The organism is Rhodococcus sp. 1163 (genome assembly GCF_002091985.1).
GTDB lineage: Bacteria > Actinomycetota > Actinomycetes > Mycobacteriales > Mycobacteriaceae > Rhodococcoides.
Genome location: NZ_MKKX01000014.1, coordinates 49,117 through 60,912, shown reverse-complemented (window position 1 = coordinate 60,912; position 11,796 = coordinate 49,117). Strand labels below are relative to the sequence as shown.

8 protein-coding genes and 2 rRNA genes are annotated in these 11,796 nt (G+C 60.1%); all 10 read left to right on the top strand.

Annotation, left to right across the window (positions count from 1 at the left end):
* Window positions 1–45 precede the first annotated feature (45 nt).
* The 10 genes from BJD99_RS02555 (at window position 46) to BJD99_RS02510 (ending at window position 11,689) form a co-directional block, all read left to right on the top strand.
* Window positions 46–3,203: ribosomal RNA gene (locus BJD99_RS02555) — 23S ribosomal RNA — on the top strand.
* A 133-nt stretch (window positions 3,204–3,336) separates the two neighbouring features.
* Window positions 3,337–3,453: ribosomal RNA gene (gene rrf, locus BJD99_RS02550) — 5S ribosomal RNA — on the top strand.
* 71 nt (window positions 3,454–3,524) lie between these two features.
* Window positions 3,525–4,445 (top strand): hypothetical protein, encoded by a 921-nt coding sequence (locus BJD99_RS02545; protein WP_084345232.1) that lies wholly within the window; start codon window positions 3,525–3,527, stop codon window positions 4,443–4,445.
* A complete protein-coding gene (locus tag BJD99_RS02540; protein ID WP_084345231.1) occupies window positions 4,442–5,446 on the top strand; it encodes an HAD-IIA family hydrolase in 1,005 nt (334 codons plus the stop codon). The genes BJD99_RS02545 and BJD99_RS02540 overlap by 4 nt, the downstream gene beginning before the upstream one ends.
* 58 nt (window positions 5,447–5,504) lie before the next feature.
* On the top strand, window positions 5,505–5,726 hold the full coding sequence (locus tag BJD99_RS02535; RefSeq protein ID WP_084345230.1) for a hypothetical protein: 222 nt from the start codon (window positions 5,505–5,507) through the stop codon (window positions 5,724–5,726).
* Between the two features lies 1 nt (window position 5,727).
* Complete coding sequence (locus BJD99_RS02530) at window positions 5,728–6,558, top strand: TlyA family RNA methyltransferase (RefSeq protein ID WP_084345229.1); 831 nt, start codon at window positions 5,728–5,730, stop codon at window positions 6,556–6,558.
* Window positions 6,559–6,637: 79 nt separating this feature from the next.
* A complete protein-coding gene (locus tag BJD99_RS02525; protein ID WP_084345228.1) occupies window positions 6,638–7,582 on the top strand; it encodes an NAD kinase in 945 nt (314 codons plus the stop codon).
* A gap of 3 nt (window positions 7,583–7,585) precedes the next feature.
* Window positions 7,586–9,352, top strand: a complete 1,767-nt coding sequence (recN, locus tag BJD99_RS02520; RefSeq protein ID WP_084345227.1) for a DNA repair protein RecN — start codon at window positions 7,586–7,588, stop codon at window positions 9,350–9,352.
* A 208-nt stretch (window positions 9,353–9,560) separates the two neighbouring features.
* Window positions 9,561–10,745 carry a putative cytokinetic ring protein SteA gene (gene steA / locus BJD99_RS02515; RefSeq protein WP_084345238.1) on the top strand — a complete coding sequence of 395 codons (1,185 nt, stop codon included), beginning with the start codon at window positions 9,561–9,563 and terminating at the stop codon, window positions 10,743–10,745.
* Window positions 10,742–11,689 carry a copper transporter gene (locus BJD99_RS02510; RefSeq protein ID WP_143542021.1) on the top strand — a complete coding sequence of 316 codons (948 nt, stop codon included), beginning with the start codon at window positions 10,742–10,744 and terminating at the stop codon, window positions 11,687–11,689. The genes steA and BJD99_RS02510 overlap by 4 nt, the downstream gene beginning before the upstream one ends.
* The last annotated feature ends 107 nt before the right edge of the window (window positions 11,690–11,796 follow it).

Here is an 11,796-nt window from a genome sequence, read left to right as displayed (position 1 = left end):
TGTGTGTGTTGTTTGAGAATTGCACAGTGGACGCGAGCATCTTTGTTGTAAGTAATGAAGAGCGTACGGTGGATGCCTTGGCACCAGGAGCCGATGAAGGACGTAGGAGGCTGCGATAAGCCTCGGGGAGCTGTCAACCGAGCTGTGATCCGAGGGTGTCCGAATGGGGAAACCCAGCACGAGTGATGTCGTGTTACCTGCACCTGAATATATAGGGTGTGTGGAGGGAACGTGGGGAAGTGAAACATCTCAGTACCCACAGGAAGAGAAAACAATTGTGATTCCGTGAGTAGTGGCGAGCGAAAGCGGATGAGGCCAAACTTTGTGCGTGTGATACCCGGCAGGGGTTGCGTATGGAGGGTTGTGGGGTTTACTTTGTCGATTCTGCCGGATCGGCCGACAGTAAGAAATCATGGTGTTAGTCGAAGTGGTCTGGAACGGCCTGTCGTAGAGGGTGAGAATCCCGTAGACGAAAATACTGTGACTGTCGTAGTGAATACCCAAGTAGCAGCGGGCCCGTGAAATCTGCTGTGAATCTGTCGGGACCACCCGATAAGCCTGAATACTCCCTGGTGACCGATAGCGGACTAGTACCGTGAGGGAAAGGTGAAAAGTACCCCGGGAGGGGAGTGAAATAGTACCTGAAACCGTGCGCTTACAATCCGTCAGAGCTGGTGAACAGTTTGTTCTGTTGCTGGTGATGGCGTGCCTTTTGAAGAATGAGCCTGCGAGTTAGTGGCATGTCGCGAGGTTAACCCGTGTGGGGTAGCCGTAGCGAAAGCGAGTCCGAATAGGGCGTATCACCGTGAGGTGTGTAGTGGCGTGCTCTAGACCCGAAGCGGAGTGATCTACCCATGGCCAGGTTGAAGCGACGGTAAGACGTCGTGGAGGACCGAACCCACTTAGGTTGAAAACTGAGGGGATGAGTTGTGGGTAGGGGTGAAAGGCCAATCAAACTCCGTGATAGCTGGTTCTCCCCGAAATGCATTTAGGTGCAGCGTCACGTGTTTCTCATCGGAGGTAGAGCTACTGGATGGTCTAGGGGGCTTACCGGCTTACCGAAATCAGCCAAACTCCGAATGCCGATGAGTGAGAGCGTGGCAGTGAGACTGCGGGCGATAAGGTTCGTAGTCGAGAGGGAAACAGCCCAGATCGCCAGCTAAGGTCCCTAAGCGTGTACTAAGTGGAAAAGGATGTGGGGTCGCGAAGACAACCAGGAGGTTGGCTTAGAAGCAGCCACCCTTGAAAGAGTGCGTAATAGCTCACTGGTCAAGTGATCCTGCGCCGACAATGTAGCGGGGCTCAAGTACACCACCGAAGCTGCGGCACTCATACAATAGCCCGCATGTTCCTTACGAGGAGTGTGCCAGGTGTGTGGGTGGGTAGGGGAGCGTCGTGCAGCCATGGAAGCATCGGAGTGATCCAGGTGTGGAGGCTGTGCGAGTGAGAATGCAGGCATGAGTAGCGAAAGACGAGTGAGAAACTCGTCCGCCGAATGACCAAGGGTTCCTGGGCCAGGTTAATCCGCCCAGGGTGAGTCGGGACCTAAGACGAGGCCGACAGGCGTAGCCGATGGACAACGGGTTGATATTCCCGTACCCGTGTGAACGCGCCCATGGTGAATCAGTGATACTAACTGCCCTGAATCCACGTTACTGATCTCTTTCGAGAGTGAGGGGTGTGGTGGATGCGCAGGACCTGATCTGGTAGTAGCCAAGCGATGGGGTGACGCAGGAAGGTAGCTGGGCCAGTCAGTGGTAATACTGGTGTAAGCCTGTAGGGCGAACGGTAGGCAAATCCGCCGTTCATGATGCCTGAGAGGTGATGCGTAGCCGATTGAGGCGAATTCAGTGATCCTATGCTGCCGAGAAAAGCCTCTAGCGAGCTTTCACACGGCCCGTACCCCAAACCGACACAGGTGGTCAGGTAGAGAATACTAAGGCGATCGAGATAACTATGGTTAAGGAACTCGGCAAAATGCCCCCGTAACTTCGGGAGAAGGGGGACCCTGTCTGGTGATGAACTTTTCGTTCTGAGCTGGGTGGGGTCGCAGAGACCAGTGAGAAGCGACTGTTTACTAAAAACACAGGTCCGTGCGAAGTCGTAAGACGATGTATACGGACTGACGCCTGCCCGGTGCTGGAAGGTTAAGAGGACCGGTTAGTCACTTCGGTGGCGAAGCTGAGAATTTAAGCCCCAGTAAACGGCGGTGGTAACTATAACCATCCTAAGGTAGCGAAATTCCTTGTCGGGTAAGTTCCGACCTGCACGAATGGCGTAACGACTTCTCAGCTGTCTCAACCATAGACTCGGCGAAATTGCATTACGAGTAAAGATGCTCGTTACGCGCGGCAGGACGAAAAGACCCCGGGACCTTCACTATAGCTTGGTATTGGTGTTCGGTTCGGTTTGTGTAGGATAGGTGGGAGACTGTGAAGCGGTGACGCCAGTTACTGTGGAGTCGTTGTTGAAATACCACTCTGATCGTATTGGATACCTTAACCTCGGACCATGATCTGGTTCAGGGACAGTGCCTGGTGGGTAGTTTAACTGGGGCGGTTGCCTCCTAAAATGTAACGGAGGCGCCCAAAGGTTCCCTCAGCCTGGTTGGCAATCAGGTGTCGAGTGCAAGTGCACAAGGGAGCTTGACTGTGAGACTGACACGTCGAGCAGGGACGAAAGTCGGGACTAGTGATCCGGCACCGGCATGTGGAAGCGGTGTCGCTCAACGGATAAAAGGTACCCCGGGGATAACAGGCTGATCTTCCCCAAGAGTCCATATCGACGGGATGGTTTGGCACCTCGATGTCGGCTCGTCGCATCCTGGGGCTGGAGTAGGTCCCAAGGGTTGGGCTGTTCGCCCATTAAAGCGGCACGCGAGCTGGGTTTAGAACGTCGTGAGACAGTTCGGTCTCTATCCGCCGCGCGCGTAAGAAACTTGAGGAAGGCTGTCCCTAGTACGAGAGGACCGGGACGGACGAACCTCTGGTGTGCCAGTTGTTCCACCAGGAGCACCGCTGGTTAGCTACGTTCGGAAGGGATAACCGCTGAAAGCATCTAAGCGGGAAGCCTGTTCCAAGATGAGGTTTCTCACCCCCTCGAGGGGGTAAGGCCCCCGGCAGACCACCGGGTTGATAGGCCAGAACTGGAAGTCGGGTAACCGATGTAGGTGACTGGTACTAATAGGCCGAGGACTTACCACAAAGAAGCTACGCGTCCACTGTGCAATATCTGAAACAGCACACGTTTCAGTATTACAAAATTGAATGAGCCAACTTCATTCACCGTTATGTGTGAATGGTTCGTTGTGTTCCGTGTGTAACTGTTTCATAGAGTTACGGCGGCCATAGCGGAGGGGAAACGCCCGGTCCCATTCCGAACCCGGAAGCTAAGCCCTCCAGCGCCGATGGTACTGCACTCGACAGGGTGTGGGAGAGTAGGACACCGCCGAACACAGTTTATGATCAAGGGGACCCACCCACGGTGGGTCCCCTTTTTCTGTTTTCACAACTACATCTGATTTCATGATGCAACGCGTACGACCGAGAGGAACCGCTGTGCCGGAAGACAGCAACGACCGCCGCTCGCAAGGACAGCCCCGCAATGGCGGATCCCAAGGCGCCGGACGATCCGATAACAGCGGACGGCCGGCGAGCGGACGCAACGACAATCGTCGAAACGATGGCCCCCCGCGTCGTCGCGGAGGAGAAGGCGGATTCACCGCTGACCGCCGTTCCGGTGGCGGCTCTACCGACCGTCGTCCGCCTCGACCCGAAGAACCGGACCTACCTGACGAGGTCGAGGCTGGACAGTTGGAGCCGGCAGTTCGTCGCGATCTCCTCAGCTTGGACAAGAGCAACGCAACTGCTGTCGCACGGCACCTTGTGATGGCGAGTCGCCTCGTAGACGACGATCCTCAACTTGCACTTTTGCACGCCCGCGCGGCTCGCCAGCGTGCCGGTCGCGTAGCGGTAGTGCGCGAAACAGCAGGTCTGACCGCTTATCACGCCGGTGAATGGGCCGAGGCCCTTTCGGAGCTGCGCGCTGCTCGGAGAATGGCTGGCGGGCCAGGCCATGTGGCCGTCATGGCAGATTGTGAACGTGGTCTCGGAAGGCCCGAACGCGCTATCGAACTCGGTCGCAGTGATGAGGCACGTCAGTTGACGGGTGACGAAGCGTCGGAGCTTCGGATCGTCGTGGCCGGTGCACGGATGGATTTGAGTCAGTTCGACCAGGCTGTCGTTACTCTGCAGACTCCGGACCTCGATGCTTCTAGATCGGGAACTGCAGCAGCTCGCCTGTTTTACGTCTACGCCGATGCGCTTGTTGCGGCAGGTCGTGTTGCCGAGGGTGTCACGTGGTTCCTGAATTCGGCGGCCGCCGACGTCGAGGGCGACACCGATGCAGAAGAGCGGGTGGCCGAGTTGTCCGGCGATGGGCAGTGAGGACCCTTCGACAAGATCACGACGTTCTTCTGCTCGATCTCGATGGCACCGTTTACCAAGGTAAGCACCCCATCGTGGGAGCTGTCGAGGCCCTCGGTCGAGGGACGGAGAAGCAGTTCTTCGTCACCAACAACGCGAGCCGCTCACCGTCCGACGTCGCTGTTCATCTCCGTGAATTGGGCTTCGAGACCTCTGAGAATTTCGTGGTGACCAGTGCGCAAGTGGCGGCCAGAATGTTGGCCGACCGAGTCGAGTCCGGTTCTTCGGTCGTCGTCGTCGGGACGGCTGCCCTCGAAGCAGAGATCACACAGGTTGGTCTGGTACCAGTTCGAACTGCTGATGCCTCGGTACGTGCTGTCGTCCAGGGGCACAGCGTGACGACCGATTGGTCCAGCTTGGCCGAAGCGACCTTCGCCATACGCGCGGGCGCCCTGTGGGTGGCTACGAACGTCGATGCGACGCTGCCCACCGAGCGGGGGTTGGCGCCGGGGAACGGATCGATGGTCGCCGCAGTTCGCTGGGCGACAGGTGTCGAGCCTCTGGTTGCAGGTAAGCCTGCTGCCCCGATAATGCACGATGCGATTCGTTTGAGCTCCGCGGAGCGTCCCCTGGTGGTGGGGGATCGTCTCGATACCGACATCGCTGGTGCCAATGCGGCGGATATACCGTCGTTGCTCGTGCTGACCGGGGTCAGTACTGCCCTGGACGCTATTCGTGCGGTTCCGTCGGAGCGTCCGACACACATCGGATTCGACCTCGAAGCTCTCAACCGGCCGCCGGCCGAATCCGCGGTCGGGCCCAAGCCAGGCTGGTCGGTACACGTCGAACATGGGGTTCTGACGGTGACTCACGACGGCACATCCGAAGTGGATCCGCTGGACGGTCTTCTTGCCGTCGCGCACGCTGTGTGGGGATCGCCGAGTGAGGTAACGACGGACTGGGACACGATCTCGGTCGTCGGTCACGGGGTGGACAGCCTTCGAGAGCGACTGGCTGCCTGATCCTTCGTTCTCGATGCGGGCGGGCGGGTGTCGGGGCGATCCGATAGCGTTGACGACGATGAGCGCGTCGATTCCACTCCCAGGGCAACACCGTCAGCACGACGGTCGAGCCGATATGCCCGCAGTCGATCCGAGCGTCGTCGAAGCGGAGGTCGACGAGTTGTTGGCTCGACTACCCTCGACGGACGCTATATCCGGTGATTTGAATACGCATGCGCAGATTCTGGACCACGCACACGAAGTTCTGGTTCAGGCACTGTCTGCAGTGGACAAGAGCTGACGTGGCGCGGCGCGCACGCGTCGACGCCGAACTCGTACGTCGAGGATTGGCTCGCTCACGTGAACATGCAGTCGACCTCATCGAGGCCGGTCGGGTCAAGATTGCCGGCACCGTAGCCACCAAACCGGCAACGGCAATCGAGCCGGGCACACCATTGCTCGTCACCGTCGAGGACAACGAAACGAATTGGGCCTCGCGTGGTGCCCACAAGTTGTTGGGTGCGCTCGAGGTGTTCGAACAGTCAGGATTCTCCGTCGCAGGAAAACGCTGTCTCGACGCCGGGGCATCCACGGGTGGCTTCACCGATGTCCTGTTGAGTCGAGGTGCGCGTGAGGTCGTCGCGGTGGACGTCGGATACGGCCAGCTCGTGTGGCGGTTGCAGTCCGACGAACGTGTCCATGTAGTCGATCGAACCAACGTACGTTCCATCGACTCAGAGACGATCGGTGGTGCGGTGGAGGTCATCGTGGCCGACCTGTCGTTCATTTCGCTCAAGCTCGTTTTACCGGCGTTCGTCGCCTGCGCCGGCCCGGAAACCGACCTCGCGTTGATGGTCAAGCCTCAGTTCGAAGTCGGTAAGGACCGTGTCGGATCGGGAGGGGTCGTTCGTGATCCTGCACTGCGGGCCGAGACCGTCGTCGATGTCGCCGAAGCGGCGGCTGCGCTGGGTCTCCGCCTGCAAGGAGTGACGGCAAGTCCGCTTCCGGGGCCGTCGGGCAACGTCGAGTATTTTTTGTGGTTACGATCGCAGTCTGTCGTGCACCCGGGCGAGTCTGTGCGCGACGACACTGCAGCGCTGGTGCAGCGCGCAGTCGAAGAAGGGCCACAGTGACAGTGCGAAGCGCCGCCAGGGGACACTGGCACGGGCCCACGACAACAGAGGGACCACGGTGACGACGCCAGATCCGACAGTGCAGCCTGCGCCGGTTCGCGAGGTATTGCTGGTTGCCCACCCGGGCAGGCCCGATATCGCCGAGACCGCGCTTCGAGTCGCGAAGGTGTTCGGCGAAGCTGGTATCAGATTGCGGGTGCTCGTCGATGAGGTGCATTCGACGCGCATCGAGGCTTCCGGGGTACGTGAAGCCGAGGTTGCATTGGTGGAGGAGTTCGAGCTACAGGTAGTCGAGTTCGGCCCCGATGCTGCACTGGGTTGTGAATTGGTGCTGGTGCTTGGAGGCGACGGTACGTTTCTCCGTGCGGCCGAACTCGCTCGTGCGGCGTCCATCGCCGTACTCGGGATCAACCTCGGGCGTATCGGTTTTCTCGCCGAGGCAGAGGCGGACCATCTAGAGGACGCGCTGGCTCGCGTCGTGAGCGGTGACTATCGAATCGAGAATCGGATGACTCTCGATATAAACATTCGCGTCGGCGATCAGGTCGTCGAACGAGGATGGGCACTGAACGAAGCGAGCATCGAAAACGGTTCGCGGCTCGGTGTCCTCGAGGTGGTACTCGAGGTCGACGACCGTCCGGTATCGGCGTTCGGCTGTGACGGCGTACTGATCTCCACTCCGACAGGTTCCACTGCGTACGCATTTTCGGCAGGCGGGCCAGTTGTGTGGCCGGAACTGGAAGCAATTCTTGTGGTCCCCAGCAATGCACATGCGTTGTTTGCGCGGCCGTTGGTGACCAGTCCCAATTCCTTCATTGCCGTCGAGACGGACGTCGGCGGTCATGAAGCGCTGGTCTTCTGTGACGGCAGACGAACTCTGACGCTGCCGGCGGGTGGACGCGTCGAGGTGATCCGGGGCGCCGAGCCGATCAAATGGGTTCGACTCGATTCGGCACCTTTCGCGGATCGAATGGTTACGAAGTTTGCCTTGCCCGTCAAGGGATGGCGGGGGAGGGCGAGGTAGAGAATGCTCGAAGAGATTCGAATCGACAGTCTCGGTGTCATTTCTGCCGCAAGTGCACAATTCCATGAAGGACTGACCGTGCTCACCGGCGAAACGGGTGCCGGTAAGACGATGGTTGTCACCAGTTTGCATCTGTTGTCCGGCGCACGTGCTGATGCCGGGCGGGTGCGGATCGGTGCCGATCGGGCAGTCGTAGAAGGTCGGTTCAGTACCGAAACCGCCTCGGCGCAGGTTGTCGACGAGGTCGAGAAGGTCCTCGAGTCGGCTGGTGCTCAGCGCGACGAGGACCACTCGATCATCGCGTTGCGCACTGTGAACGCAGACGGCAGATCGCGTGCGCACCTGGGCGGACGGAGCGTTCCCGCCGCGGTGTTGTCCGGGTTCACCGATCCGTTGCTGACCGTGCACGGTCAGAACGATCAGCTACGGCTTCTGCGTGCCGATCGCCAACTCGAGGCTCTCGACCGTTTTGCGGGCGAGTCCGTCTCCGGTCTGCTCAAGAAGTACCGGTCTGCCCGCACCGCCTGGTTGGCTGCTCGGAACGAATTGATCGACCGGACCGAGCGGAGCCGAGAGCTCGCTCAGGAGGCGGATCGATTGCAGTTCGGCATCCAAGAGATCGACGGCGTGGCGCCGGAGCCACAAGAAGATCTGACCATCGCGGCCGATGTCCGCCGACTCGGCGACCTCGACTCGCTGCGTGAATCTGCCGAAGGCGCGGGTGTCGCGCTGGTCGGTGCTGTCGAGGACACGGGCGGGGCGATGTCGGCTCTCCATCTGCTCGGTGAGGCCCGCACGCAGCTCGAGGGTTCCGACGACGCTGCGTTGACCGATCTGCTTCCCCGGCTGAACGAAGCCATGGCTGTAGTCACCGACATCGGTGCGGATCTCACTGCATATCTGTCGGACTTGCCGTCCGATCCGAGCGCCCTGGAAACATTGCTCAACCGCCAATCCGAGCTCAAAGGGTTGACGCGGAAATACGCCGCCGACGTCGATGGCGTCATCGCATGGGCGAACGACGCACGGGAGCGACTGCTACACATCGACGTCTCCGCCACTACGTTGGCAGATCTGTCGGGACGAGTGGACGAGACAGCTGCCGAGGTGGCCGCAGCCGCAACCAAACTCACCTCGGCACGGAGCAAGGCCGCCGCAAAACTTGCGAAGGCAGTCAGCGTCGAGCTTGCCGGTCTGGCGATGGGTAAGGCGAAGCTGCAACTCGATCTGCGTGCTGCAGTCGCAGGTCCGCAAGACAACGCACCGCTGAACATCGCAGGCAAAGAGCTGCATGCCGGTCAGAATGGTGTGGACGAAGTCGAGTTCAAATTGTCCGCGCACGACGGTGCGCAAGCTCTACCCATCAGCAAGAGCGCATCGGGAGGTGAGCTTTCGCGCGTAATGTTGGCGTTGGAAGTCGTCCTCGCTGGATCGGACAAGGGCGCAACGATGGTCTTCGACGAGGTCGACGCAGGAGTCGGCGGTCGCGCAGCCGTCGAGGTAGGCCGACGGCTCGCAAGGTTGGCTCGCACACACCAGGTGATCGTGGTGACGCACTTGCCGCAGGTTGCAGCTTTCGCCGACACTCATCTCGTGGTGGACAAGGCCGATTCGCGTCGAGGCGCGGCCAACAGTGGAGTCAAATCACTGTCCGCTCCGGAGCGCGTTGTCGAACTGGCCCGAATGCTGGCCGGGTTGGACGACACCGAGACCGGTCGAGCTCATGCCGAAGAATTGTTGGCCACTGCGCGCGCCGAGCGTGCGGACTAGCCGGATGCGACGAGATCGATGAGGTCTCACCTTGCCCGAATTTACTTATTCTTGAGGGCGCAGGGGTTGAATATCGGCTCGAAACCGACCTGATCGCAGCTTCTGGACGTAAGATCAGCTGGTGCGTGTGTGAATCGTGTGGACGGTGTGGTATCTGTTTCGGCGCGCCTCCTTCATGGTGCCCATCGAAGCACCCATCATGGGACTCATGAAGATGCCGGCTCTGTTATCACGAACTCAGGACTCGCTGCCCGGAATAAGTGGTATCGCCCGGGTCGATCGCAACACGTCGAAACTGCTCAAGCGGGTGGGACCGGGGGACATCGTCGTCCTCGACGAACTCGACCTGGATCGACTTACTGCTGACGCCCTGGTTGCTGCGGGCGTCTTGGCGGTAGTCAACGCGTCGCCTTCCATTTCGGGTCGCTACCCGAACCTGGGCCCGGAGGTGATCGTCGCCAACGGAATTACCTTGATCGACTCCACCGGCACCGAGGTGTTCAAAAAGATCAAGGACGGCAGCAAGATTCGCCTGAACGAGGGCGGCGTGTACACCGGTGATCGTCGTCTCGCCAAAGGCGACGAGCAGAGTGAAGCAGAGATTTCCGATCGGATGATCGAGGCAAAGACCGGCTTGGTAGACCATCTCGAAGCGTTCTCCGGCAACACGATCGAGTTCATCCGAACCGAGAGCCCGTTGCTCATCGACGGCGTCGGTGTCCCGGACATCGAGCTCGACTTGCAGGACCGGCACGTCGTCGTGGTAGCAGACGGACCTGGTCATGCCGAAGACCTCAAGGCGCTCAAGCCGTTCATCAAAGAGTATTCGCCGATCATCATCGGTGTCGGCGCAGGCGCCGACACCGCGATGAAGGCTGGGCACAAGCCGGATCTCATCGTCGGCGATCCTGATGACATCAGTGCGCAGACGCTCAAATGCGGTGCAGAAGTGGTGCTTCCGGCTGACTCGGACGGGCATGCGAACGGACTCGAACGCATCCAGGATCTCGGCATCGGAGCCATGACGTTCCCCGCCACTGGTGCGCCTGCCGACTTGGCGTTGTTGCTGGCCGACCATCACGGCGCGTCGCTGATCGTGACCGTCGGAAGCCCTGCCAGCCTCGACGAATTCTTCGATCGTGGCCGGCGAAACACCAACCCGGCGGCGTTCATGACACGGTTGAAGGTCGGTGCCAAGCTCGTCGACTCGAAGGCTGTTGCGACGCTGTACCGCAGTCGCGTATCGGGTGGCGCTGTTGCGTTACTGATTCTCGCCGCGCTGGTTGCTGTCATCGTTGCTTTGGTCGTGTCGAATATGGGCAGTGAAGTCCTGGACTGGACTATCGACGTGTGGAACCGCTTCGCAACGTGGGTTCAGGGGTTGCTGGCGTGATTTCTATGCGCCAACATGCCATTTCGATCGCAGCGATTTTCATCGCGTTGGCTATCGGAGTGGTGCTCGGGTCGGGTTTGTTGTCCAGTGGTCTCGTGTCGGGACTTCGTGACGACAAGACCGACCTCGAGACCGAGGTGAATTCGCTACAAAGTACGAACAATCAGCTCGGCGAGCAGCTCAACTCGGCAGATGGATTCGATGCGGCGGTGTCGGGCCGCGTCGTACGCGACGCGTTGGCGAGTCGCAGCGTGGTGGTGATAACCACGCCAGACGCGGATCCAGGCGACGTCGACGGGGTTACTCGTTCGATAGAGGCGTCGGGAGCGGCTGTGACGGGCCGGGTGTCGTTGACGGATTCGTTCGTCACCGCAGCGAGCGGTGACGATCTTCGTACTCGACTGACCAATGTCGTGCCTGCCGGTACTCAGTTGCGCACCGGATCTGTCGACCAGGGCAGCATGGCGGGCGACCTGATGGGATCGGTACTGCTGCTCGATGCCCAGACCGCCGAGCCTCAGTCCACCCCGGAGGAACTTGCACTGGCACTCGAAACGCTGCGCAGTGGAGGTTTCATTGCATACGACAACGGTGCAGTGGCCCCCGCCCAGCTGGCGGTCGTCGTGACCGGAGCAGGCGATGCGGGTGCCGAGGACGGGAACCGCGGTGCGATCGTCGCGCGCTTTACCGGCGGGCTCGACGCCAGGGGTGCAGGTGTAGTACTGGCCGGCCGTTCCGGAGCAGCAGAGGGCAACGGGCCGGTAGCTGTGGTGCGCGCGGACTCGGCGTTGTCCGCAGCGGTGAGCACGGTGGACAACGTGGACAGGGAAGCCGGCCGAATCACCACGGCGCTGGCATTGCAGGAACAGCTGGATGGAGCCGCGGGCCGATACGGGACCGGCCCGAACTCGACGGCCGTCACCGTCGGTGCACCGGCTCGATGAAATTTCGGTACTGAGAATATGCGCGTCGTTCGCTCTCTGGGCAACATTGGTGTTACCGTGAAGTCCCGTGGGTAGCAGGCCCATGTTCTACGCATTACCTCTCTTGC